This is a genomic window from Filimonas zeae (assembly GCF_014641615.1).
Classification (GTDB): Bacteria; Bacteroidota; Bacteroidia; order Chitinophagales; family Chitinophagaceae; genus Filimonas; species Filimonas zeae.
On record NZ_BMIB01000003.1, the window covers coordinates 930,989 to 957,051 of the forward strand.

The window sequence follows — 26,063 nt, forward strand, 5'->3', positions numbered from 1 at the left end:
TTTATGGCGAACTAAAAGGAAGAGAAAGTTTACTTCTTTATTTATAAAACTCCCGCACCGGCCTCCTGCATTTGAAATGTGTTAACAATGTAAATAACCTCTTTTTTGCATCTTCATGCAATACCAAAACATCTGTCCTGTTTATTTATCAAAAACAACAATTCAATGGCAAATAACCCCCGCGTGTTTTTGTTTCTGCTGATGCTGGGCTTTTCCCTTACCCAGGCGCAGGCAAAAAACAACGTTGCGCCGGAAGAACCCGATGGTTACCAGATTTCTATAACCCTGTCCCCGCTTAAAAACTGCTGGGTACATCTGCACAGTTATTATGGCAAATACGCTCAGCTGATAGACTCTGCCTGGCTGGATGAAAACAGCAAGGGACTGTTTAAAGGAACTACCAAACTAACAGGCGGATTCTACTATGTTTCACCTCCTCTGAAAAACCACTCTTTTGAATTTCTGGTAGGCGATCAACAGCATTTTTCTGTGAAAGCTGATACTGCCCATCCGGAAAAGCTGGTTATTAAAGGCTCTGCGGATAACATACCCTTTTTGCAATACAACAATTATGTTCAGGAAAATACGCCGCGTTTAAAAGCATTGCAGGCGCGGTGGAAAGGGGCAACGAATGCAGCTGATTCTATCCGTTACCATTCGGAGTGGGAAAAGTTATACAAAGCGTTGTTTGATTACCGGGAAACAATTGAGCAGCAATACCCGGAATCGATGTTCACGATGTTTTTGCAAAGCTTAAAAATGCCCCAGCCTCCGCCCACACCTGTTTTGCCAGACGGCCGTAAAGATTCCCTGTTTGCTGCCCGTTACATTAAAGCCCATTACTGGGATCAGGTACCGTTGCACGATAACCGCCTTTTGCATACACCTCCCGCCTTTTTTGAAGATAAAATAGAACACTATTTCCGTTATTATGTGGTACCCGACGCCGATACCCTGATTAGTGAAGTAAACTATCTGCTGCTGGCCTCCCGTGCCGGTAAGGATATGTTTAAATACCTGCTGGGGCGCTTTACCGACAAGTATATTAACCCCGAAATAATGGGGCATGACAAGGTGTTTATATTCCTGTTTAACGAATACTTTTCCAAAGGCGACACCACCTGGCTGAGCACCCGGCAAAAGCAATACATATTTGACCGTGCCTACAGCCTGATGGCCAATCAGATTGGCGAAGCCGCCGCTCCCCTGAACCTGTTAGACACTGCCGGTAAACAGGCAGCTATATATTCCATTAACGCCCCGTTTACCTTTCTGGTATTCTGGGATCCCAACTGCGGCCATTGTAAAGAAATGATACCCCGAATTGATTCTATTTACCAGCACAAATGGAAAAACCAGGGCATAGGGTTATATGCGGTGAATGTGGATGAGAAAGTATTGGATGAGTGGAAGAAGTATATCACTACCCATCACCTTACCGGATGGGTGCATGCTTATCAGCCAAAAGCAGATAAAGAAGAAGATGCCAAAGCAGGCAGAGCCAATTACCGGCAACTGTATGATGTATTCCAGACTCCCACCCTTTACCTGCTGGACAGGGATAAGCATATCATAGGGAAAAAACTTTCTTTAGAGCAGTTTGACCAGGTGATGCAGGCGAAGATGAATAAACAAGCGAATCAGGTACGGTAAAAGTAACCGGCATTGAATAAAAAAGCCGCCCACATTACTGAGGCGGCTTTTCGCTGTGGTGATTTGGCATTCTGCTATTGTAGCGGTTACGTACTTCCTCAGCAGCCTTTACGGGGGGCATGCTTAAAAATCATTTTACCATCCCGTTCTGCATACTCCACCGCTACTATTGCATAGGAGTACTTGGGCGCGAATGAAACAACATGACCTTTTATAATTAGTTTGTCGTCCACTTTGAGGCTTTGCAATGGCTCCAGTTGAGATTTTTCCGGCTCAAATGTTACAATATAATCCGCACCATCAATCCTGGCCATCACACCAAAACCTAATCTTGATCCTGGCGGAAGGGAAAACGAGGTTACCACAGCCTCCATGTTCTCAGAGGCGTTTATGTGCTTCCTTATTGTAGCGGCATCGGAAAGTACTTTTATACCTATTGGAGATGCTTCCCATTGTTTGTACCTGATGCCTGCAGGGGTAGCTTCCCATTTTTTTAATTCGGCTTCCCTTTCGGCGGCAGTGAGCGGCCTGGGGGTGGCTTTGGGGGCAGTGTCTTTTTTGCTTTCCCGGTTGGCAAATACCAATCCACCTGCTACCACCAGCAATAAGGCCAGCGCATAAATAGCTTTTTTCATATTTGTATAGGTTTAATTAAAATAGATCCATCTTCCGGTAAATCAGATCAGTTTAAGGGGTTTCTTCATTTACCGTATTCTGGTAAAGTTGATAAAGCGAAGCTACCCTGATCTATTTAGCGTGAGAGAGCGGGGTAGTAAATTTTAATGTAAACCTTGTAAATTATTGTAAAAGTATGCTGGCAGTAGAGATAGTCGGCTTGTATTCAGCGCATTGGCGGTTACTACTACTCAAAGTATTCACCGCTCAAACTTCCAGTAATCAAAATTATACAGCTTACGCCCGGCAGTAATGTTTTGCCCTTTAAAAGCAAAGAACACATCATGCACGCCGGTAACCGGTGCCGTTACTTTTTCCGTAAAGGTTTTGAAGCTTTGCCAGCCTCCGGTACGCGGCACAATGATGCTGGCGAGCTTAGTACCACCAACACTATCAACATGCACTTCCAGTATGCCACCGGCTAACCCTGCTGCCAGGGATGCGGTAAAGCTGGTGGGTGCGGTTTTGCCAAAGTCAACCGCGCGTATGCGTAAATAGCCGCCGGTGCGGATGTCTGATACATATACGCCGGTTTGCTCGTCCTGGCTGGTGCTGCAGTTTTCAGCTTTGGCAATGGTTTCGGCTTCTACCCTTTTGTAAGGGTTAATAACACCTGCCGGTGCGGGGCCTTCGGCGGAAATGCTGATGGCGGGAATGGTACCGTCTGCATTATAGGTAAAAGATTCTATGGCAGTGGAACGGCCGTAGCTGCCGCCGCCTTTGAGCAGGGCATTGTGATAGAACAGGTACGATTTGCCTTTAAAGTCGATGATGCCGCCGTGGTTGGTAAAACTGTTGGTGGGCTGTTTGCTCATTATTTTGCCTTTGTATTGCCAGGGCCCGGTGGGGCTTTGGCTGGTGGCGTAGGATAAACATTCCGTGCGGTTTTCCATGCCGGCGTACATCATGTAGTACTGCTGGTTGCGTTTGTAAAACCAGGGGCCTTCAATATAAACGTCCTGGTTGTTGGTACCACCTCTTACGCCACCGAAGGATTCAGCGGTTTGGGGTACTTCTGTAATATCGCCGGTGTAGGATATCATATCCTCATTCAGCTTTACATAATACAGGTGGCCGTTGCCCCAGTACAGGTAAGCCTGTCCATCGCTGTCTATATGTACCGTGGGGTCAATATTACTCCAGTTGGGGGTGGCAATAAGTGGTTTGCCCAGGGCATCTTTAAAAGGGCCGGTGGGCGAATCGCCTACGGCTACGCCAATGGCCATGTTGTTGTCTTTCGATTGTGCGCAGATGTACCAGTAAAACTTACCGTTGCGCTCAATACACTGTGCGGCCCAGGCGCGGTCTACGGCCCAGGAAAACGACTCCAGGGATATGGGCGAGCCATGGTCTGTCCAGTTAACCATATCGGCGGTGGAATATACGCGCCATTTGGTCATGTAATAAAACGGGTAGCCCGGTATATCATCGCCGGTGTACAGGTATACGCTATCCTTCCGTACCATGGGTGCAGGGTCGGGCGTGTAATGGGTTTGAATAACCGGGTTGTTCTGCGCCTGTGCGCTCCAGAGGGAGCAGCACAGGGCAGCGGTTACAGAAAATAGTTTTTTCATATTGTTATTGCTTCACTACAGGAGTCAGGTATTCCGGTACAATGCCCCGGTCGCGCATTACAAGGGTGTCTTTAGATACGATCTGTGCTATGGGATGATCAATGGTGTACTCCAGATACAGTGCATCACGGTCTTTCGCGCCCCAGCTGTTCTTCTCTCCTTTCTTTATAAACTTACCGGTGCCGGTGGCGGTGTAGCCGCTGCCGGAGGCAGACACGGTACAGTTTTCGTTTTTAGCATCGAAGCTCAGCAGTACGTTCATATTTACGTTCTGCCCGGCGGTGTTTTTAAACACCAGTGGCAGCTCCACACTGCGTAGTGATCTGGTGGTGGTAGCTTTTACTTCATCCTGCTCCACATATTGCTTTCTGCGGGTAATGGTACCATCCAGTGCGCTGTTGCCCGGCTTGCCGGTAACCACATCCACCCCGCGGCGCAGGTAATTGCCGTGCCAGGGGTTTACATACTTCACGGTATAAATAACAAAGTCGCGTGGTTTAATAATCCAGTTACCATCAATACAACGGTTGGGGTTGGCTACCGATGCGGTGCCGCGCAGTATAGAATCAGCACCCTGCACATTCTTCATCAGCAGTGGTATAGCGTAGGTATTGGTTAATGCCAGCGGATCGGCAAAAAACGCATCCGTCAGTTGTACCTCCACCCCCCCGAGAATATTTCCGGGGGTGATGTTGATTTTATTGGAGGCCAGGGTATAGTAGTTGGCAGGCATAGCCTGCACTCTGGCACCGGCAGCACTGTAGTACAGATTGTTGAGCAGTGAGGCATCCACATCAAAATCTATGGCCACATTTTTCTGGTTATCTCTGGTGCCGCCCAGGGTGGCTTTAATACTCACTTTATGCTCATTGTCCAGCGAGTTGTCTATAATCAGGTCTTCACCCAGCACCACTGTTCTGGCAGGAAACTGTGAGGCAAAATATACCGTCTGGTAAGTAAAATCCGGCTGGGTAATATCCTGGTTCTTGTTGCAGCCGGACAGTGCCCCTGCGGCAACCGCCAGCCATGCAAAAGGTTTATACATATTCATATATTATTACAATTACTGTTGAATGAAAACGATTACTGCCATCCCTTGTTCTGCACCAGGTTGTTGTACTTCAGCACCTCTGAAAAAGGTATAGGGCCATAGTACATAAAATCCTGGTACGTGCGTAGCTCTACGTTCAACGGCGTATAGGTGGTACCGTTTACGTTCATGCCGCGCGCAGTTTCGTTCAGCGGTGCTTTCCAGCGGCGCAGATCCCAGAAGCGGAAGCTTTCAAAGCTCAGCTCCAGGCGGCGCTCGTTGCGTATCAGTTCCCGCATTTTAACCTGATCGCCTTTGCACTCTTCCAGGTAAGCATCACCATTGCCGGTACCCACACCTGCACGGTTGCGTATTCTTTTGATGATGTCGTAGGCAGAATAACTGCGGCTGCCACTACCCGTAGGTCCCCAGGCTTCATTGGCAGCCTCGGCGTACGCCAGGTATATTTCTGTATAACGGATGCGCGGGTTGTAACGGTTTTTGCCGCTGATGGAAGCCGGGTTACGGTTTACATCCATACGCAAACGTTTTTTCATATAATAACCGGTGCGGGTACTGGTTTCCCGTACGTTAATACCGTTATCGGTGCCGGAATTGCTGCCGGTAAGTATAACGGAGTTGCTTACCCCTGCGGTGGCGCCGTTGTAGATGATATACGCCGTCATGCGCGGATCTCTGCTTTTATACGGGTTAGCCGCATCAAACTGGCTGCTGTTATGGTCGATGGGGTAACCATTGGCCATAGGAAAAGCATCTACCAGGTTTTGTGTAGGGTTCATATACCCGTTACCAAACAATGTAGGTGGATAATGTGCCGCTTCCTGGTCGCTGTTGCCGGTTTGTATGTTCTCGCGCCAGATGATTTCAGAAGGGTTGTTACCACCGCTAAGCCCATCAATTTCTGCTGCGTTGGCGTAGTAGGTATAACCGTTGGCAGGCAGGGCGTTTACGCCGCCCTTGTAATCAATTACTGCGCCGGCCAGGTCTGCTGCGTTAGCCCAGGTACCTGGGTTAGAGGCATGCTGAAAAGCAGGACTGGCCGCCAGCAGCGCCGTTCTGGCGCGGAAGGCTTTGGCAATAAGTCCGTTAAACAGCTGGCGTGAGTACTGGCCCATTACACGGTTGTACACTGCGGTTTTTTGTGTAGCCACTTTAAATTTGTCTGGTATCTGGTTTACATTACCCAGGTCAGCGTATTCCAGCGGCAGGTTGGCTTCTGCACTGTCCAGGTCTTTATTAATCTGCTGTATACATGCCGCAAAAGTAGCACGGGGCATGTTGTAGTTACCGGATGCTGCTGTTTGCATTTCAGTAATAATGGGCACCCCCATCAGTTGACCATCGGCAGTAAAACCACCATGGTTGCGCAGCAGAAAGTACATATACAGCGCACGCAGGCCATAGGCCTCGCCTTTCATGCGCATTTTAAACAGCAGCGCCGCCTCCGCATCTGCGGCCCAGTTTACCTTATCGGCATTAGCCAGAAACAGGTTTACATATTGCAGGGCGCCGTACGATTGGTTCCATACCGATACCGGGCTGTTCGCTGCCGTCCACGAGCCGGTAGCCATTTGCAGGTAACCATCGTTGCGCTGGTTGGTAACCGCATCGTCAGTAGCATATTCGCTGTTATCGTAATAAGCAGGTATACTCCGGTACGCATTCATCAGAAAACCCTGTGCATAGTTCGGGTCTGTATACATCTGCTCTACATTTTTAAGGTTCTCCTCATCGGGGGTAAGCATTTTTTTGCAGCCTGTTCCGGTAAGTACCGCTGCCCCCAGTATAGCCCAATATAGTTTCATATAGCCTGTGCTTTGTTAATTGGTTAAAAAGAAGCCCGTATACCCAGGTTGTAAAAGCGGTATTGCGGGGCGGTTCCAATATTTGTTTCCATCAGCTTACGCTCTTTCGATACTACCAGCAGGTTATCGCCCAGTACGTATACACTCAGGCCATGGATAACAGAATTCTTAAACAGATCGTTATTGAAGTCGTACGTAAGCTGTACCCGGCTCAGGTTAAAACGATTGGTTTTATACATCCAGAAAGTAGAGTTCTGGTAGTTGTTGTTACCGGCAGTAGTGGTAAGGCGTGGGTAGTCAGCCGTGTTTTTGGTGGCTTCTGTCCAGCGGCCCCATACCGCATCTGAAAACTTGCCGGTGCCTCTTACCCAGTAGTAACTGCTGTTCTTAAAACCAATACCACCGGTTTGTCCGCTGGCCAGTGCAAACAGCGTAAAATGCCTCCATTTAACGGTAAGGTTAATACCATAATTGAAAGGGTTGGCAGCCCAGCCGTTACGGCCCAGGTTTACCTGATCTTTATTATCTACCACGCCATCGTTGTTAACATCTCTGTATTTAATATCACCAGGCTTTAACGTACCGCCAAAGGTTTGGCGGGCATGGCTGTTAATATCTGCCTGGTCCTGAAAAAAGCCATCGCTGATGTAACCCCAGTAGGCATCCAGTGCTTTGCCGGCGCGGTTCTGGTATGCATCCAGATAAATTTCATCACGGCGTACGGCCTGTGAGTTAAACACCATACCGGTTACGCCAAGGGAATACTGCACCTCTCCCACCTTGCGGTTCAGGTTTACAGCAAAGTCCACACCGGTGCGTCTGTCATTATTGTAATTCAGCCACGGGCGAAAATCGCCGTTACCGCTGAACCACGATGGATAGGTAAGCACCCCTCTGGTAAGCAGGCCATTGGTGTGCTGGCGGAAATAGTTTACATCCAGGGTAACAGCGCCTTTTAATAAAGAAGCTTCCAAACCGGCTCTGAATTCGTTTCTGCGTACAAATGTGAAATCCGGATTGGTACCCTGACCAGAGATGGAGGTAAAGCCACCGGAAGCGCCATCGCGCCATGGATACCAGCCACCGAGCTGACCATTATTGCCATAATACCCCTGATACAGATAGTAATCGGTAGGTGTAGTACCATCTGGCCGCAAACCGGTAATATCCAGATCCTGCTTAATGCTGGCATAAGAAGCGTTCAGCTTCAGATTGTCCACAAAAGCCACTTTGTTTTTAAAGAAAGCCTCATCGCTGATGCGCCAGCCCACGGTAACCGTGGGTGACAGTGCATTGCGTTTACCCGGAGGCATTTTGGCAGAATGCACGGCCGCTGCTGAGAAATCCACATAGTAACGCTTTTTAAAATTGTAACCCGCCTGAAAGCCCAGGTTGGTATTGCGTATAGGGTGATAAGTGCTGCCGCCGTTATTATCTGCATCGCTGGAAAACTGGGTAAGGTACCACCAGCCCAGTAAGGTACCGGTAACATGGTGATTACCGCCGAAAGTACGGTCGTAGTTAAACTGCGAACGTAAGCTCATGGTTTGTGTATATGCCGTCTGGCCTACATATTCGTTGGTAGAGCTGAGGTCGTTGTTGTATTTACGCAACGAGGTAATTACATCCTTTCCATCTACCGTAGCCCAGGTAGGCTCATACGTAGCATAAGTTAACTGGTAAGCTTCGGAGTATAAGGAGGTATAATCCATGCTATACGCAGTTTTAAACTTCAATCCTTTTACCGCACTACCCAGGTCGGCCGTAGCCCCTACATTGTACATAAGGGTTCGGTTACGGGTTTTAATATAACCTGCAGCCAGGTTATCTGCAAACGCATTGGTTTGGTCGGTAGATAAGCCACCCAAAAGATATTGCCCGTCAATAAGATGGTTGCTGTTATCGGCAATGGTTTTTAAACCGGCGTTGCCCGCACTGAACATGCTGATGGGTATAAACGGCGAAAACCAGTTGGGGCGCATAGTTGCAGAAGCCCCCCAGAAATTGCCCCTGCCTGTGTAGCTGTTGTTGAAAATGGCTACTGCATCGGTATTGGCAGTAAGCCAGCTGGTAAGGTTCATATCTACATTGGCGCGGATATTAAAGTTGAAATCATTATTCTTTTTCTGCTCGCCAAAATTCATGATGCTGTTGTTGTACGATGCACCAAAGTTGGTATAGTAGCGCGCAAAATCATTACCGCCGGATATTTCGGTAGTAACATCCTGCCGGGTATACGCCTTTTTCAGGTAGGCGGAGTTAAAGAAATCCACATCCGGATAGCGGTACGGGTTGGTACCGGCAGCAGTTGCATTAATCTGATCCTGCGTGTAACGTTCGGCAATACCATCGTTACGGCTGGCCTCGTTATACAGCGTCATATAATCGGCTGCTTTAAGGTAAGAGGGATAGGCTTTGGGAAAGAACCAGCCGCTGTTGGCCCTTACATCAATGCTTAAAGGCTTTACAGTACCGCGTTTGGTGGTAATTAACACTACCCCTTTGGCGGCATTGCTGCCATACAATACTACGGAGCTGGCACCTTTTAGTACGGTAATAGTTTCAATTTCCACCGGGCGCACATCTGTAGCGCGGCGGGGCACGCCATCAATCAGTATCAGCGGAGCCTGGCCCCATATATTACCGGTATAGCCGCCTACCAGGCTTTGCAGGTTATCCAGGCTATAAGTTGCATAGTTTTTTTGTAATAATTCAGTTACGTTAACGGAGCTTACAGCGCCCGGTAAATCTTCCCGTGCCACTGTTTTAAAAGCCACGTTTACAAGGCTGTCTTTACCTGCCTGCGCCTGTACTGCCGCTGCATGCAGCATAGAAGCCGTAAACAGTACGCAGCAGGCCCTTATATGTTTAATGTTCATTGTAACAGTTCGTTTTGAAGTTTACCAACCTGGATTCTGCTTAAATTCCGGATACATATTTACATCGCTTATCAGGAACGGAAACCAGTAATGTCTTTGTCCCAGTTGTCTTTCAAACAGCACCCTTTCGCGGAAATTGGCTACACGTGCGGTTCTGGGGCTTTCATATATTTCACCATTGGGTGTGGCGCGGTCAAACTCAATACCCTTTTTTTGTGTGTAAGGGCGCTCGGTTAACAGCAGCCAGCGGCGCAGATCGTTAAAGCGGTGGCCTTCAAACGCCAGCTCTACGGCGCGCTCGCGGCGGTATTCGCTTCTGAATGCATCCTGCGAGCCTAAGAATTTTGCAGCCACATGGCCTACACCCAGCCCTGGCCGGTCTCTTACAAAGTTCACCGCATCTACCGCTGTTTTGCTGTAGTTGGTGGCTTTGCCGGTAGGTGAATTGTTGCCTTCCGATGCAGCTTCGGCATACAGCAGGTACACGTCTGAAAGGCGCAGCAGGCTTAACACAAACGTGTTGTTTTCGCGGTAGCCTTCCCAGTCGTTGGTAAGTTTAGAGCACAGTTTGGAGTTCATATAACCCGTAAACACTGCTTTGGTAGAGTTATCGGTACGGAATAAGCCACCGGTGTATAAACTGGCGTACTGGCGGTACTGGTTATTGCCTACGTTGCTGGCGTTGTTTACGCATTTTTCGCCATCAATCATAATGTCGTTATAAAAACGCGGGTCTCTGTTTCTCCACGGGTATTCCGGGGTGTAACCGCTTTCTGCATCGGCAGTTGCAGGGTCAGTAATAGGCAAACCGTTGGCCATACCATAGTAATCTACATAGTTGGCGGTGGGGTACACTTTAATGCCCGAGCCGTTAATGGTCATGGGGCGGTAATCGTTCACCTGGTTCCAGCGCCAGCGGCCTGCGGCTTCTGCCAGGTTTTCCATAAAAATGGCTTCTTTTAAACCGGGTATTTTACCGTTCTGGTTAAACGTGTAAAACAGCTGTGAGTAGTTGGCAAAATTAGCCAGCTCGTAACGTTTGGTAGTTTCTATCAGCGTTAAAGCCTGGCCAAATACCTCTGCTGCTTTTTTGCAGTAGTCTGCGTTGTAGCTGCTGTTACCGGTTGATTCGCGGTTCATTAACGGGCTGCCGGCATACAACAGGTTTTTACCCAGAAAACACAGCGCCATAATTTTGTTGATGCGGAAGTTGTTGTTACCGGTGGTTTGTGCGCCGGTCGTGGTTGCATCCCAATCAACCGGCAGCAGATCTGCCGCCTTCTGTAAATCGGCTGCTACTTTTTCTGCGGTAGCCTGGTAGGTTAAGCGCGGTAGTTTGGGTGACTGATCGGTAGGCAATACCTGATCTATATAAGGCAGCCCGCCCCAATACTGCATCAGCATAAAATGGTACCAGCCGCGGAAAAAATACAGCTGCCCGGCAATCAGGTTCTTCTCCTCATCGGTAGCCTCGTTCAGCAGCGCCAGGTTGGCAATGCCAATGTTGGCTTTACGAATGGCATACCACGATAAACCCCACAGGTTACCCTTATCGCCACGTACCTGGCTGGCGGGGTTACCGCCATTTTTAAACCAGGAGCCAAAGATGGCTGTGTTCCAGCCCCAGTAATCGCCCTGGTCTATATTATACGCCAGTACCCTGGTTTCCGTAGGCTCCCACATATCTTCATCACCAAAGTTCCAGTTGTTGTGCGATCCTATGCCCGTGAGCAAAGGAATAGCGCTGTACAGCTCTTCTGTAAAGCCCTGGAAGTTGCGGAAATCTTTAAAGGCCTGTTTATCGCTGATATCGGTAAGGGGCGATTTATCCAGGTATTTGTTACAGGAACCCAAACCTGCTGCTATGGCAAACAAAAGCGTGCAGGGCAAACATATCGTTGTAAAAAACTTTTTCATGGTACTTATAGTTTATAAGTTAATGTCAACACCTACGTTATAGCGTTTCATAGTAGGGTAAGCACCAAAGGCAGCACTGCCAGAGAAGTTGCTCTCCCGGTCGTCCGGCATCTTTGTCCATAAAGCCAGGTTGTTACCGTTCACATACAGTCTGCAGGTTTTTACACCCAGGCGACTGATGCCTTTACCGCTGAAGGTGTAACCCACCTCCGCATTTTTTAAACGCAGGTAAGAGCCATCAAACAGGTAACGGGTACCGTTGCCACCCGCAGGTATCAGCGTGCTGTAACGGGGCAGCGGAATTTGTCCGCCGTCAGCCTTTGTCCAGTAAGTACCTTCCACAAACGCTACGTTAGAGCCGGAGTAGGTGTTAAAGGTGGGAAAGTCAACAAAACGGGTTACGTTGTTTACACCGTAAAACTGCAGGAACAGGCTAAAGCCTTTCCACTCCGCTCCTATGCTGGTGCTGTAAGTATTCTGTGGCGAGCTGCTGTATTGGTAAGGCGCCTGGTCGTAACCATCAATAATACCATCGCCATTGTAGTCAACGATGTTATAGTCGCCTGCAAACTTGGCGTTGTTGTTGGCATTGCGCTGGGTGCTGCCATAAATATCATCCCAGCTTTGTATAAAGCCATTGTCCAGGAATGAGCGGTTTTGCCCCAGTGCCCATCCGGCCTGTTGCTGATATGCCGGTAACAATTCCGGATCATCGCGGAAGATGACTTTGTTTACTGCATGGGTAAAGTTGGTATTAGCCCATACATGAAAGCCGCCACGGAATGTATGGCTTAAACGCAGTTCTGCCTCATAGCCTTTTCCGGATACGCGACCCAGGTTGGCCTTGGGGGCTGCCACACCAAAGTAGGTAGGTATGGCGCGTGCGCCGCCATCTATTATAACGTCGCGTCTTTCATCTTTAAACACATCCACACTGCCCGCAATTTTGCCGTCCAGTATGCTGTACTCTACGCCCAGGTTACGCTTTTCCACCGTTTCCCAGCTAATATTGGGGTTGCCCAGCTGGGTAATGTTGTAAAAGGTATAGGGGGTGTTCACAATGGGGCTGCCCATTTGTGCGTTGCCGCCAAAGCTCCACTGATCTCTGTACAGCCAGCGGCCGCTTACGTTATCATCACCCACCTTACCCCACGAAGCACGCAGCTTCAGCTGATCTACAAACGGCAGATGGTCTTTCACAAAAGCTTCGTTGCTCAGCATCCAGCCACCGGAAAAGGAAGGGAAGAAAGCAAAACGATGCGATGGCCCGAATTTTTCAGAACCGTTATAAGCGCCGTTGGCTTCAAAAAAGTATTTGGTATTGTAGTTATACGTAAGGCGGAAAACCCAATCTTCCCGAAAGCGGTAAAACTCGCTGCCGGTAGCATATTTTTCGCGCTGCAGCAATGCCAGCGCAGATACATCATGCCTGCCGAATTTACGTGCATAGTTCAGCTGCAGCATGTAGTTAAGGCGGCGGTAAGTAGCACCTTTGTCTACCGCACCGGCAGCAATTGACCAGCGCACCATATCCGTATAATCCAGCTGGGTGCCGGCGTTTATGGGTTGCTCGTACACTACGTTGCCGGTTTCCGGGTCAATCCATTTACGCTGCGGGCCATTGTATAAATCGTTAATACCACGGCCGTTCTCAGCAAAGGTGTTATCCAGTGATATGCTGCCTCTGGCACTCAGCCCTTTGGTAATCATATTCAGCTCCTGCTGCAATACAAAGTCGGTAGTAAGCTGTGTGCTGGTTCTTTTTTCCAGGCCGGATACTGCCAGGTTGTAAACAGAGTTAGGCACATCTGCATTGCGGGGTGAGTAAAAGCCAAACGTACCATCGGAATACACCGGGCGCATGGCTTCCGGTGAAGAGCGGTAGGCAGATGACCAGTAGGATGCATCGCCATCCGCAGCGCCCCAGGGCACTTTACGTACACCGTTGGAACCAAATATGCGTGTGGTAAACTTAGTGCTTCTGGTGAGGTTAAAATCCAGGTTGCTGCGTACGTTGGTACGGCTGTAACCGTAGCCACTCTGGTAGCCCCTGCCGTTTTGAAAGGTTCTGAACAAATCACCTTCATACGTATAATCTACACCCGCGAAATAGGTAACAAACTTAGAGCCGCCGGATACGCTGGCGCTGGTGTTGTAACTTTTGGTATTGCTTTTAAACAGTTCCTTCTGCCAGTCTACGTTGGGGTATCTGTCCCACTCTGCGGCATTCAGCGGATTGCGGTATTTGTCTATAATGGCCAGTGGCTTATAAGCTGTCCATCCACTGGGTGTGCTGGGCAGTTCGCGTTCAATTACCTGGTTTTTGAGTAACAGTGCATCATACGCATCTAATTTAGCAGGCAGTTTGGAAGCGGTTTTTACCGTAACGTTAGAACGTATGCGGATGCTGGCCTTGCCCTCTTTACCCTTTTTGGTAGTGATTAATACAACGCCGTTGGCACCCTTTACACCGTACACAGCCGTGGCAGAGGCGTCTTTTAAAATAGAAATACTTTCAACCGAAGCTATATCAATAGCACCCAGTGCGCCGGGGCGTTCCACCCCATCTACCAGTATCAGCGGTGAGCTGTTGTTCCAGGTGGTTTGGGCACGAATCAGTATCTGCGGCGTTTCTGCACCGGGCATACCGGTGGAGGCCGTGGTAACCAGGCCGGGCAGGTTACCGGTTAAAGCCATACCCAGGTTGCTTACGCCGCCGGTACGCTCCAGCACTTTACCGGTGGTTTGGCTGATAGCGCCTACCACACTGGCTTTCTTCTGCTGGCCGTAGCCTACCACAATTACATCTTCCAGGTTGGCAGCAGCATCTTTGAGCGATACTACCAGGTTTTCCTGGTTGTCGGCAGTCATTTCCAGGGTGGATTTGCCTACATGGCTTATTTCCAGCACCTGTTTACCGGCAGGTACAGATATGGTGAATTTTCCTTCTCTATTGGTTTTAACAGCGGCGCCCTTTCCCTTTACCCGCACGGTGGCATCTGCCAGGGGTAGGTTCTGGGCATCGTAAACGGTTCCTTTAATAATGCGGGCGGTTTGTGCAAACCCGGCACAGCAGCATAGCAGGGCTGACAGTACCAGTAAGCACATACGTAGCCCCTTCAGCAGCGGCAATCTGAAAATCATGATGAGCTTTTTAAAGTTCTGAATGTGGTTTAAGAAAGAGTGTCCGGTAATTACAACCGGTGGCAAAAATGGCAACAGGACGCGGCGCGTCCATACATAAGCATTGTTTCGGTTTCATATTGCAATCGTTTAGTAAGTACAGCGGGCTGCTTTATACAGCGTAAACAAAAGTATCGCTGTTGCCAGGCGGGGCATGTTTCAAATCGCTAAAAAACTAGCACAGATGTCTATGAATAACAGCCAAACAGCCGTAAACACCGGGGCGTAACGCTGTTTGACTGATCATCAACCTGTTGCAAGGTATACAGGTGTATTACGGTATCACCACATCGTTGGCCGAGGTAGCATACAACCCTATGAGCGCACCGGTAAAACCGCCCGCCACATCGGTAGATAATATGTCGCCGGAAACGGTACCGCCTACGGCCTTATATTCTTTTTCATCCGTGGAATAGCTGAAGGTATAGGCATCGCCTTTAGCCGTTACACGTAAACGTACATCACCACGGGCGGTAATTTTTTCACTGCCCACTACAGCAGACTGGCCATTAGCGGTTCTTTCCAGCACTATATAACGGTCGCTGCCTTTGGTAGTAATACCAAACACGTAGTTATAGGTTTCTTTCTGGTAACAAACCACGCCTGCCAGTTCCTTTTCTGAACGTGGTGCATAGCTAAGTTTAACCGTAGCCTCAAAACTGGCGTGTTGCTGGCGGTAAAACAATGTGGAGGTAGGTTCGGTAGCCTTAATGGTTACCGGGAAGGGATTGATACGCAGGCCTTCTTTGTTGTTGCTGATGAAGTTTTCGCGCGCACCCCTTACGCCAATCCATCTGAAATCGGGTTTGGCGGCCGTTAAATCATCGGTAAAGGTAAAGTTGCCACCGGGCAGGTAACCGTTCTGGCCATTCTGATTCACCACGCCTTCAGGCATTTTAATAGCAGGCTTTAAGGGTACCAGTCCGTTTTCAAACACCGGGTATTCGCCACTCCAGTCCACGGGCAGCATAAAGGTTTCCCGGCCGGTATTCACGCGGTTTTTATCGTTCGGGCGCACTGCGAGGAACACAGCGTAGTATTTGCCGTTATGGCCTTCCACCAGGTCTGCATGGCCTGCCCAGTCTACCTTATTCGCCCTGTCTTTGGGAAAATAACGTTGGGTAAGTATGGGGTTGTTATTGGCGGGCACAAACGGGCCTTTGGGGTCGTTGCTCACAAATATCACTTCACTGTGCCAGCCGCCGGTACCACCTTCTGCACACATCAGGTAATAACGTCCGTTCTTTTTATACATATGCGGGCCTTCAATCCAGATAGGCTTTTGCGTAATATCCACGCCTCCGTCTACTATAATTTTATCACTGCCGGGTACTACCGCATCCTTTTCCAGATCGTACTCCCACAGTTTAATAACGCGGTGACCGTTGTACAGCGCTTTGGGCGGCGCATCGTTGTGTACCAGATAAGCCTTGCCATTGTCATCAAAAAACAGCGAAGGGTCTATACCATCAAATTTTAATTTAATAGGGTCGCTCCAGCCTTTGGCAGGATCCTGTGTTTTCACCACCATATTGCCAATGCCGGCGGCAATTTGTGTGGTAATCATGTAAAAAGTATTGTTATGGGCATTGTACTTAATATCCGGCGCATAAATACCTGCGGATATGCCAGACTTTTCTACCTTCAGCTGCGAAGGCCTGTCCAGCACGTGGCCTATCTGTTTCCAGTTTACCAGATCGTTGGAGTGGAAAATAGGTACACCCGGCACCATGGCAAAAGAGGAGTTGACGAGGTAATAATCGTTGCCCTTGCGGGTGATACTGGGGTCGGGGTAGCAGCCCTGTAAAACGGGACTGTAAAACTCCCCTTCTTTCAGCGGATAATCTTTATAAACCTGATCATTGCCCTGATACACAAACTGTGTAAACACAGGCTGGTTTTTAGCGGGCTGCGCTTTCTGTGCCTGTGCAGTTGCGCCGGAGCCCAGCAGCATGCTCAGTAAAAGCGCGTAGGTGGAAGCTCTTCTTCCCCCAGGGGTGGTAACTGAAAATTGCATCATTATTATGTATTCTTATTGGTAATTCAATGGCATTACCGGTGCGCCGGGTTGGTATACCCGGTAACCGGCCCTGTGGCGGTGGTATGGGTGCTGGTATAACCCAGCAGCGACAGCATAGTGGCTGCATAACGTGCGCCCAGTGTGCGGGTACCTTCTGCACTAAAATGTAAACGGTCACCGGCAACCGCGCATCCTTTGGAGGAGATGACGTGCGCCGTAGGTATTACCTGTGGCAGCGTGGCTATAATACCGTTCATACCGGCGCAAACACCATTCTGTTCTTTATGTACTACTTCACCAGCCAGCAATGGCACCTGTGCGGCGTTCAGCCCCAGATCGTGTAACAGATTTTCATATACCATATTTACTTTGGCAGGCCAGGTACTATCATTGGTGTTTGATTCGCCCTGGTGCAGCAGAATACCTTTTATAACCCCATCCTGCTGCGCCAGCTTTGCCATTGCAACCAGGCGTGCATACGGGTTGCCTTCGTACTCTCTGGCGGTGTTCTTTAACCAGTCCGGTGCAGCGGCCACATAACTGCTATAGTTATCCTTATCAAACAGTTCAATTTTACAGCCGCCTACCGCTACGTTAATTACGCCTACACGGTTATGTGCGGGCAGGTGCGCCAGCATTTCGCGGCCAAAGTAATCTGCCGGGGTAAGGCCCGTTCTGCTGCGGCACAGCGGTGGCTTTGCCGTATACCAGTTACCCATGGTTCTGTTCAGGGCCGGAAAATCTACCGCTGCCATTACCTGAAAGCGGCTGTCTACCGTAGTATCCTGTGGTTCAAAACGGGCATTGCCCTCCATGTTCGACTGACCCAGACACAGATAAATATGAAAACCCGTATCGCGTGCCTGGGCGTAAGTGGTTGCGGGCAGGGCATTGATCAGCGCCATACAGCAGGTAATGGCAGCAGTGGTAAGTAATTTTGGCATGTAGCAATTATTAAAGCCAAAACTACACAGGCACCTGCCCAACGGAGGACAACAAATGATGAAAAGAATAGCACAAATGTCAAACACCCTTTGATGTTCAATGATATACCGCCAATACATCCTAATTCGCCGGTTTTCTTTTCTGAGCAATGTATTCCGTGGGCGACATCTGATATTTTGCCTTAAACGCCCGCGCAAAATAGTTAGGCGTTACAAAGCCCACAGCATACCCTATTTCCGCCACCCGCATATCACTTGTTTCCAGCAATGCCGCTGCCTTGCCCAGCCGTACAGAGCGTATATATTCCACCGGTGTTTCGCCCGTAAGCTCCATCAGTTTATTGTACAGGGTAGCCCTGCTCATGAACAGGTGTTTGGCCAGCTGCTCTACCGATAGGTTTTCATCTTCAATATGCTCCTCTATATACCGGGTAACTTTAACCAGCAGCTTTTCATTCTCACTCTCTACCTGTGCCGGTTGCGTACCCACCTCAACCCGTTTGGTATACGTATCTTTTAAACGCTGGTTCAGTGTTGCCAGGTTGCGTATTTTAACCACCAGTATACCGGGGCTAAAGGGCTTGGTTAAATAATCACTCGCGCCTGTCTGTAACCCCTGTAGCTGATTCGCATCACCCGTAAGTGCTGTAAGCAGTATAATGGGTATATGTGCTGTACGTTTATCTCCCCTTATTTTCTTACTCAGGGTAATACCATCTATATGCGGCATATTAATATCACTCACAATTACCTGTGGGTGGCACTGTAACGCTTTTTGCCAGCCTTCCCGGCCGTCTGCCGCTTCTACTACTTTGTAGTAACGGCTCAGCTGACTTTTCAAAAAGCTTCGGTAGTCTTCGCTGTCTTCTACCAGCAGTACGGTAAGGCGTTCGCCTTCGGGTATGTTCAGCTCCGGTAGCTGTGCTGTGTCAGCCGCTGGCGCTACCTGTTCCGCTGGCTGCACGGTTTCAGTGGTGGGCGTTGGTGCCTGTTGCATCAAAGCATTTGGCAATACAGGTTGTTGTGATGGTGCAGGCGTTCCGGAATGCTGTAACCCCGTTGATGCAGGTTCTTCCTGCTGCTGTGGTGCAGCTGGTGTGGACTGTGCGGGCGTTACCGGCTGCTGTTGTTGCAGGGGCAGCTTTACTGTAAACGTACTACCCTTACCATGCGCACTATGCACCGCTACGGTGCCGCCATGCAGTTGTACAAAATCGCGGGTAATAGACAAACCTATACCGCTACCCTGATTCATAATATCGGGGCGTGTTTCGCCCTGGTAAAAGCGGTCGAATATGTGGCGCTGTTCTTCCTCCGTCATGCCAATGCCGTTATCGGTTACAGTAAACGTTATACCGGCGTTGTCAGGCTGCGGTTGCAGGTGCAGCGTTACTACTCCGTTTTCACCGGTAAACTTAAAGGCATTGCCCAGCAGGTTAAACAATACGCGTTCCATCTTATCCTTATCAAACTGTGTATACCAGGTTTGCAGGTCTGTATGAAAATGAAAGCGGATGTGGCGGCGGTCTGCCAGGTCGCGGAACGACTCTGCTGCTTCCTGCAGAAAGCTTACTATATCCCCCGGCTCCTGATGCAGCCTCAGTTCCTGCGCTTCGGGGTTGCGAAAATCCAGCAGCTGGTTTACCAGGTTCAGCAGCCTGCGGGTGTTACGGCGTACCATGCTCAGCTGGCTTTTTCTGGCAGGGTCTGCCTCATCTTCCAGCAGCGCCTGTACCGGCCCGGCTATCAGCGAAAGCGGGGTGCGGAATTCATGGCTCAGGTTGGTAAGAAACTTAATTTTTACCTCATCAAACGCGCGCTGCCGTTCTGCTTCTTTCCGCTCCTCTTCTATCAGCTGCCTTACCCGCCGGCGTTCCTGTTCGGCGGCATATTTCCGGTGCAGCCGTTGTATGCCGCGGTAGCGTATGCCCCAGAGTATACAGGCTGCTAACAATAAATAGGCTGCCCAGGCATAGCCCGTACGCCATAAGGGAGGTTTAATAAATATTTTTATAGAAGCGGGTTGTGTAACCCAGTTACTGTTGGGGCTGTAGGCTTTTACCAGCAGCGTATACTCACCAGGGTCAAGATTGGTAAACACGGCCGTTTTACCGCTGCCAATGGCGTTCCAGCTTTTGTCAAAACCCTGTAGCTGGTACTGGTAACGGCATTCGTTGGGGCTGGTAAAATCCAGCACGGTAAAGCCTACCGAAAAGTTTTGTTTGTACTTCAGCCGTATTTCCTGCGCTATGGCAATATTAGTGCTGATGGCGCTGTGCTCACCCGGCACCACCTCGTTGTTATCTACCTTTAAACCGGTAAATACCACAGCAGGTATATGGTGGTTGTAGTGCAGCGAAGCCGGGGCAAAATAGTTAAAGCCATTCAGCCCGCCGAAGAAGAAATTGCCGTCACTGGTAACCAGGCCCGAGCCGCGTGCAAAAGCGCTCTGCTGTAAACCGTTATCAGCGGTAAAGTTTTTACAGGTAAGCGTAACCGGGTCAAAAGCGCTGATGCCTTTGTTGGTACTCAGCCACAGGGTGCCTGCACTATCGGCCAGTATTCTGGCAATTACATTATTCGCCAGCCCTTCCCTTGCGGTATATACGGCAAAACTGTCTTTTTTATAATCCAGCCGCAGCAGTCCGCGGCCACCGGTGCCGGCCCATATTACACCGGCTTTGCCAGGCAGCAGTGTCTGCACCTCATCTACAGGCAGGTCTTTGGTTTGCCAGCGGCCGTACATGCGAAACGTGCGCGCAACGGGGTCATACATATCCACTCCCCTGCCCGGCGCTGCAATCCATATCCTGCCTTCAGCATCCTCCTGTATATCGCGTATAAAACTTTTGTCGGCCGCCTTATCGCCCGTGGCGCCGCTGATATAATCTTTCATGGCCACAAACACACGTTTACCGGGCACATACACCTGTACCCCTTTGCCATTGGTGCCTATCCATACATTGCCCTGCCTGTCTTTATGTAAACAAAACACCTCATCGCTCACCAGGCCTGAAACGCCATCATCTGCTGAATAATGGCGTACAGCGCCACTAAGGGTGTTCAGTACATAAATGCCCTGCATATATGTGCCTATCCACAATTCGTGCTGCACCCTTTCCAGCGCCAGTACTGTTAAGGGCTGCCGCCCTATGGGTATACGGGTAAACAGGCCGGTGCGTATGTTAAACAGGTTAAGCCCGCCGGCATCTGTACCTATATACACAGTACCATCTGCACCGGGTGCAAAAGAGGTAACCTTGGGTGCGCTGAGCCCATAGGGATCAAAAGGATTGCTGCGTACCAGGTGAAAGGCGGTAAGGTTACGGTCGTATTTGTTTACACCGCTCTGAAAAGCGCCTACCCAGTAAATGCCTTTGGCATCAATATAAATGGTTCTTACCGAGCTGCCCTGCAAACTGTACTGGTTACGCGCATTGCCGGTTACATGCTCCACCATGCCGGTAGCAGGGTATAATATATCCAGTCCTTTTTCAGTGCCTACCCATACGCGGCCATCGGCATCGTGCGTTACTTTATAAATGCGGTTGCTGCAAAGGGCTTTACCGGCCGGGGCATTGGTGCTGTAGTTGTAAAAAGTGTTGCTGCCTGCGGGTAATACATTAATGCCGCCGTCTATAGTGCCAAACCATATATTGCCTTTGCGGTCTTCACTTATGCTTTTAATAGCCAGCTGCCTGGCGGCTGCGGGGGATGCACCGCCGGTATGCAAACGAAAGGCGTCGGTGGCAAGCTCATACTGGTACAGGCCTTCGTTACTGCCAACCCATAAACGTTGGCGGCTGTCTTCATACAGGCTTAAAAACATACCTGCGGTAAGGTGGGTTTGCGCACTGTCTTCAAACCGGTAATACCGGCTGTGCTGTGTGGCGGGTGTGTACCGGAACAAACCGGAGTAACCACCCAGCCACAGGTTACCTGCATGGTCGGCGCAGATCGTGCGTACCGAAGCCCCGCGGGTAACCGGGCTGTTGATGAAAGCGTCCTTACTGCGGTTGTATTGCGAAAGGCCTTTATGGGTGCCTATCCACAGTGTACCCTTTGCATCTTCATACAACTCCAGTATAGAATTGGAACGTATAGAAGTGGTATCTGCCGGGTTATGGCTGTAAATGGTAAAGTGTGAGCCATCGTAGCGGGCCAGCCCATCATCGGTGCCAAACCACATATACCCCCATCTGTCTTTCAGTATTACATTTATATTATCCGAAGGCAAACCATCTTTACTGCTGAAGTTGATAAAATGCAGACTATCCTGCCGGGCAAAACTTTCAGCGTTGCCCACAACCAACAAAAACAACAGAAACAGACGAAAAGCAATCATTATTAAACATTTCATATACAAGGGAAAAGTGGTTGATAGGCCACATTTCTTGCAATCGATTGCTAATATAGGGAATATCTGATAAACGGCATGTTTAAACCACCGTTTTGAAATAATTTCAACACAATGTAACCGATTACATAAAACCGGTTATCTTTGGTGGATATGCTGCCATGATGAATGACTATTCCACTATTAAAAAGCTTCAGCAACGTATTGCCTGCAATAACGATATGAAGGCCTACGAGGGTTTATACAAGTTATTGTTCCCCTCCCTGTTCCGTTTCAGTTATTCTTTTGTAAAAAGCCACGAAGCTGCGGAAGAGATTGTTTCCGATGCTTTTATTAAACTATGGCAGCAGGCGCAACAGCTATCTGAAATCGATAACATTAAAGCATGGCTTTTTACGCTTATCCGCAACTTATCTATCAACCACGTTAACAGAAACAGCCGTCATATCTATTATACCATTGACGATTTTGCATTTTACAGCAGCATTACCTGGCAGCACCCGGAAGATATTTTTATATCCGGCGAGGCCGTGCGCAAAATAAATCAGGCTGTAAACAGCCTGCCTCCCAAATGCCGCCTCATTTTTCAGCTGGTAAAGCTGGAAGGGCTTACGTATCAGGAAACCGCAGATGTACTGGGGCTTTCGCTGCCTACGGTACGTAATCAGGTAGTAATAGGTATGAAAAAGTTATTGCAATCGTTACCAGCGTTTCAGCTGGCCGTTCCGCTTTGCCGGGATGAAGAGTAAAGTAATTTGTACAGAATCGTACAGCGGTTGTTATTGGAAGTTTACGCAGGTGAAAGCGGTTATTATTGTACTCTCTACACTTTGTGTTTAAAGTGCATTTAACTAACAAAGGCTTGCAATATGAACAAAAAAGACTTACTAACACTACTGCTTGCTGTGCTGTTTTCTACACTGGCAGCGGCCCAGAACGTCACGGGCAAAGTAACAGATTCAACGGGTAAGGCGGTTGCCTCCGCAACAGTAACCGTTAAGGGTTCCGGCAAAAAAGTAACTACCAATGAGGATGGACGTTTTACCATTGCCGCCAAGGGCAGCGATGTATTAACGGTATCCTTTGTAGGCTTTGCCACACAGGAAGTAGCGCTGAACGGGCGCACCACGGTAAACGTACAGCTACTGGGGGATGTGGCAGATAACCTGGAAAACGTAATAGTAGTAGCCCTGGGCATGAAACGGCAGGCCAAAAAGCTGGGCTACTCTGCCGAAACCGTTAAGGTGGATGAAATGAAGCAGAACCGCACCACCAATGTAATGGGCGCGCTGGAAGGCAAGGTGGCGGGGCTGGACATTTCGCCACCCACAGCCGGTACGGGTGCCAGCACCAAAATACGTTTGCGCGGCCAGAGTGCCTTTGCAGGCGCTACCAACTCACCGCTGATTGTTATTAACGGCCTGCCGATGGATCAGGGGGCACGCGGTGCAGATGGTAATAACTCTATTGACCTGGGCGATAACATGCAGCAGATTAACCCGGATGATATTGAAAGCATGACGGTGTTAAAAGGCGCTACTGCTGCGGCCCTCTACGGCAGCCGCGCAGCCAATGGCGCTATTATTATTACCACCAAAAACGGCAGCAAAGCCAAAGGCCTGGGCGTGGAATACAACCTTAACTACTCGGCAGACCAGGTACTGGACTTTACTGATTTCCAGTACGAATATGGTCAGGGCCAGGCTGGTAAAAAGCCCACCACACAGGGCGAAGCCATCAGCACCGGTCAGTTTGGCTGGGGCGCTAAATACGATGGCTTACCCACCCCGCAGTTTGATGGTGTATTAAGGCCCTATGTGCCGCACCCCAACCGTATAAAAGAGTTTTACAGAACCGGCCGCTCTGTTATTAACACACTGGCATTATCCGGTGGCAATGGCCAAAGCAGTTTCCGTGCTTCCTATAGCAACCAGAATGTGCAGGGCATCTCTCCCAATAACGATTATAAAAAGCGCATATTTAACCTGGGTGTAAACCATAAGCTGAGCGATAAGCTGCAGCTGCAGGTAAACATCAACTATACCAACGAGGTAAACAATAACCCGCCGCAGGTAGGCGCGCAGGGCGATGGGGCACCTAACTTTCTGTACCGTATGTCCAGCTCCATAGGGTTGGATGTGCTGAAGGAAAAAGCAGTAACGCCAACCGGTACTGAAACACAAACCTCCGGCTTTCAAACCACGCTTATCAACCCCTATTTTCTCATGCCCCGCCAGTTTATTATTAACAAGCGGGATAGAATACTGGGTACGGCCACACTGCGGTACGATATTACCAAATGGCTGTACGCGCAGGGCCGTGTAAATATGGATTATGGTGTAAACCTGCTGGAGCGTAACCGCCCCACCGGCACTGGTAGCTCTACGCCGCTTAACTCGGCGGGCACGGGCTTTAACGGCAACTACAGTATAGCCCAGGGCACCGCACGGCAAATGAACTCCGACTTTCTCGTTGGGGCCAACCATGCGTTTAAAAACTTTACGGTAGATCTTAGTGCGGGTGGTAACATTTACACTGTACTCAACCGCAACTCCGTACTCAGCGTGGTAGACTTTATTGTACGCGATCTGTATTCTTTTGAAAACGGGTTAACCAAATCAGATCCCGATAACCTTACCCGCCACGATTATTACCGCGAGCAGGTAAACAGCCTCTACGCTTTTGCTGAGCTGGGTTATAAAAACATGCTGTTTTTAAACATCACCGGCCGTAACGATTGGTTTACCGTGCTTAACCCGCAAAACAACAGCTACTTCTACCCCAGCTTCAGCGGTAGCTTTGTATTTTCTGAACTTACTAAAAACCAGCCCTGGTTAAACTATGGTAAACTGCGCGCCAGTTACGCCAGGGTGGGCAGTGCCAATGGTATTGGCGCTTATACGGGTTTACTTACCTACGGCATTTTACCCAATACCTTTAACGGGCTTAGCCTGGGCAATATACCGGGTTTAAACAGCCCCAACCCGCTGCTGAAGCCGTTTAGCGTGCATGAAAAAGAAATAGGGCTGGAACTGAAAATGTTTAACAACCGCGTTAACCTGGATGTGGCGGCCTACGATAAGCAAACGAGAGATCAGATTATTACGGTAGCCATTTCCAACTCCTCCGGTTATGAGGGTACGCCTTTAAACCTGGGCTCGCTGCAAAACCGCGGTCTGGAGTTTATGCTGGAGCTGGTGCCTGTACGCAACAAAAACTTCACCTGGAGCAGCCAGTTCAATACGGCTATCAACAGCACCAAAGTACTGGCGCTTACACCGGGCCAGCAACGGCAGGTGGTAAGCACTTTTGGCGGTAACGAGTTTATAGGCTCGCTGGTGTACGAGGTGGGTAAACCGCTGAACCAGCTGGCAGCTAAAACCTATCTCAGAAACGAGAAGGGGCAGATTGTATTAAACTCCGAAGGTGGCTTACAGGCCAGCACCGGGGCCGATGTATTGTTTGGCAGCGCACTACCCAAAGCTACCGGTGGGTGGAACAACACTTTCCGTTACAAAAACCTGAGCCTGTTAATACATATCGATTATAAAGCAGGGGGCAAAATACTCTCTTCCACCGCGCTTAACGGCCTGCGCCAGGGCCATACCAAAGCATCGCTGGTGGGCCGCAATGGTGGCGTGGTGTTTAACGGTGTACTGGCAGATGGTACTACCAACAGCAAAGCAGTTGATCCGCAAACCTTCTATACACAATACCGTAACCAGCAAATTGCCGATCCGTTTTTGTTCAAGGGCGATTTTGTTAAACTGCGCAACATCACGCTCAGTTACGATCTTACCCGGGTTGTGGGCGACCGCCTCAAATTCATAAAAGGTCTTATGCTTTCTGCCACCTGCCGCAACGTGTTAATTATTAAAAAGTACCTGCCCGATCTGGATCCGGAAGCATTTGCTTCCTCCGGCGATAACCGTGTGGGTTACGAACAAACCACGCTGCCTACCACGCGCAACTATGGTATTAACCTGAATGTGAAATTCTAAAATT

Annotated in this window: 13 protein-coding genes; 3 read left to right on the forward strand and 10 right to left on the reverse strand. The window is 49.3% G+C overall.

Annotated features, from left to right (window positions below):
- The first annotated feature begins 165 nt into the window (after positions 1–165).
- On the forward strand, positions 166–1,653 hold the full coding sequence (locus tag IEY13_RS16940; protein WP_188954251.1) for a DUF5106 domain-containing protein: 1,488 nt from the start codon (positions 166–168) through the stop codon (positions 1,651–1,653).
- 98 nt (positions 1,654–1,751) lie between these two features.
- Here IEY13_RS16940 and IEY13_RS16945 read toward each other — a convergent pair whose 3' ends face one another.
- The 10 genes from IEY13_RS16945 to IEY13_RS16990 form a co-directional block, all read right to left on the reverse strand.
- The gene (locus IEY13_RS16945) at positions 1,752–2,288 is read right to left on the reverse strand and encodes a hypothetical protein (protein ID WP_188954253.1); all 537 of its coding nucleotides are present in this window, start codon (positions 2,286–2,288) and stop codon (positions 1,752–1,754) included.
- Between the two features lie 240 nt (positions 2,289–2,528).
- Positions 2,529–3,902 carry a glycoside hydrolase family 43 protein gene (locus IEY13_RS16950; RefSeq protein ID WP_188954255.1) on the reverse strand — a complete coding sequence of 458 codons (1,374 nt, stop codon included), beginning with the start codon at positions 3,900–3,902 and terminating at the stop codon, positions 2,529–2,531.
- A 4-nt stretch (positions 3,903–3,906) separates the two neighbouring features.
- Positions 3,907–4,953, reverse strand: a complete 1,047-nt coding sequence (locus IEY13_RS16955; protein WP_229687895.1) for a DUF5627 domain-containing protein — start codon at positions 4,951–4,953, stop codon at positions 3,907–3,909.
- Positions 4,954–4,985: 32 nt separating this feature from the next.
- Positions 4,986–6,758, reverse strand: coding sequence for a RagB/SusD family nutrient uptake outer membrane protein (locus tag IEY13_RS16960; protein WP_188954257.1), 1,773 nt, complete (start codon positions 6,756–6,758; stop codon positions 4,986–4,988).
- A 23-nt stretch (positions 6,759–6,781) separates the two neighbouring features.
- The gene (locus IEY13_RS16965; protein ID WP_188954259.1) at positions 6,782–9,637 is read right to left on the reverse strand and encodes a SusC/RagA family TonB-linked outer membrane protein; all 2,856 of its coding nucleotides are present in this window, start codon (positions 9,635–9,637) and stop codon (positions 6,782–6,784) included.
- A gap of 21 nt (positions 9,638–9,658) precedes the next feature.
- Positions 9,659–11,554: a RagB/SusD family nutrient uptake outer membrane protein gene (locus IEY13_RS16970; RefSeq protein WP_188954261.1), complete on the reverse strand. Its 1,896-nt coding sequence runs from the start codon at positions 11,552–11,554 to the stop codon at positions 9,659–9,661.
- 12 nt (positions 11,555–11,566) lie between these two features.
- Positions 11,567–14,698, reverse strand: coding sequence for a SusC/RagA family TonB-linked outer membrane protein (locus IEY13_RS16975; protein WP_188954263.1), 3,132 nt, complete (start codon positions 14,696–14,698; stop codon positions 11,567–11,569).
- A gap of 313 nt (positions 14,699–15,011) precedes the next feature.
- Positions 15,012–16,757, reverse strand: coding sequence for a glycoside hydrolase family 43 protein (locus IEY13_RS16980; RefSeq protein ID WP_229687896.1), 1,746 nt, complete (start codon positions 16,755–16,757; stop codon positions 15,012–15,014).
- A 32-nt stretch (positions 16,758–16,789) separates the two neighbouring features.
- Entirely contained in the window at positions 16,790–17,701 is a 912-nt protein-coding gene (locus tag IEY13_RS16985) for a sialate O-acetylesterase (RefSeq protein ID WP_229687897.1), read from the reverse strand.
- 121 nt (positions 17,702–17,822) lie between these two features.
- Complete coding sequence (locus IEY13_RS16990; RefSeq protein WP_188954265.1) at positions 17,823–22,061, reverse strand: hybrid sensor histidine kinase/response regulator transcription factor; 4,239 nt, start codon at positions 22,059–22,061, stop codon at positions 17,823–17,825.
- 158 nt (positions 22,062–22,219) lie between these two features.
- On the opposite strand from IEY13_RS16990, the gene IEY13_RS16995 reads away from it, so the two are divergent.
- Both IEY13_RS16995 and IEY13_RS17000 read left to right on the forward strand, forming a co-directional pair.
- Positions 22,220–22,807: an RNA polymerase sigma factor gene (locus IEY13_RS16995; protein ID WP_188954267.1), complete on the forward strand. Its 588-nt coding sequence runs from the start codon at positions 22,220–22,222 to the stop codon at positions 22,805–22,807.
- A gap of 120 nt (positions 22,808–22,927) precedes the next feature.
- The gene (locus IEY13_RS17000) at positions 22,928–26,059 is read left to right on the forward strand and encodes a SusC/RagA family TonB-linked outer membrane protein (RefSeq protein ID WP_188954270.1); all 3,132 of its coding nucleotides are present in this window, start codon (positions 22,928–22,930) and stop codon (positions 26,057–26,059) included.
- The last annotated feature ends 4 nt before the right edge of the window (positions 26,060–26,063 follow it).

What these genes read in the sequence shown, in the direction of transcription:
- IEY13_RS16940 (WP_188954251.1), top strand. Translation starts at nt 166, where the DNA reads ATGGCAAATAACCCCCGCGTGTTTTTGTTTCTGCTGATGCTGGGCTTT.
- IEY13_RS16945 (WP_188954253.1), bottom strand. Translation starts at nt 2,288, where the DNA reads ATGAAAAAAGCTATTTATGCGCTGGCCTTATTGCTGGTGGTAGCAGGT.
- IEY13_RS16950 (WP_188954255.1), bottom strand. Translation starts at nt 3,902, where the DNA reads ATGAAAAAACTATTTTCTGTAACCGCTGCCCTGTGCTGCTCCCTCTGG.
- IEY13_RS16955 (WP_229687895.1), bottom strand. Translation starts at nt 4,953, where the DNA reads ATGAATATGTATAAACCTTTTGCATGGCTGGCGGTTGCCGCAGGGGCA.
- IEY13_RS16960 (WP_188954257.1), bottom strand. Translation starts at nt 6,758, where the DNA reads ATGAAACTATATTGGGCTATACTGGGGGCAGCGGTACTTACCGGAACA.
- IEY13_RS16965 (WP_188954259.1), bottom strand. Translation starts at nt 9,637, where the DNA reads ATGAACATTAAACATATAAGGGCCTGCTGCGTACTGTTTACGGCTTCT.
- IEY13_RS16970 (WP_188954261.1), bottom strand. Translation starts at nt 11,554, where the DNA reads ATGAAAAAGTTTTTTACAACGATATGTTTGCCCTGCACGCTTTTGTTT.
- IEY13_RS16975 (WP_188954263.1), bottom strand. Translation starts at nt 14,698, where the DNA reads ATGATTTTCAGATTGCCGCTGCTGAAGGGGCTACGTATGTGCTTACTG.
- IEY13_RS16980 (WP_229687896.1), bottom strand. Translation starts at nt 16,757, where the DNA reads ATGATGCAATTTTCAGTTACCACCCCTGGGGGAAGAAGAGCTTCCACC.
- IEY13_RS16985 (WP_229687897.1), bottom strand. Translation starts at nt 17,701, where the DNA reads ATGCCAAAATTACTTACCACTGCTGCCATTACCTGCTGTATGGCGCTG.
- IEY13_RS16990 (WP_188954265.1), bottom strand. Translation starts at nt 22,061, where the DNA reads ATGAAATGTTTAATAATGATTGCTTTTCGTCTGTTTCTGTTGTTTTTG.
- IEY13_RS16995 (WP_188954267.1), top strand. Translation starts at nt 22,220, where the DNA reads ATGATGAATGACTATTCCACTATTAAAAAGCTTCAGCAACGTATTGCC.
- IEY13_RS17000 (WP_188954270.1), top strand. Translation starts at nt 22,928, where the DNA reads ATGAACAAAAAAGACTTACTAACACTACTGCTTGCTGTGCTGTTTTCT.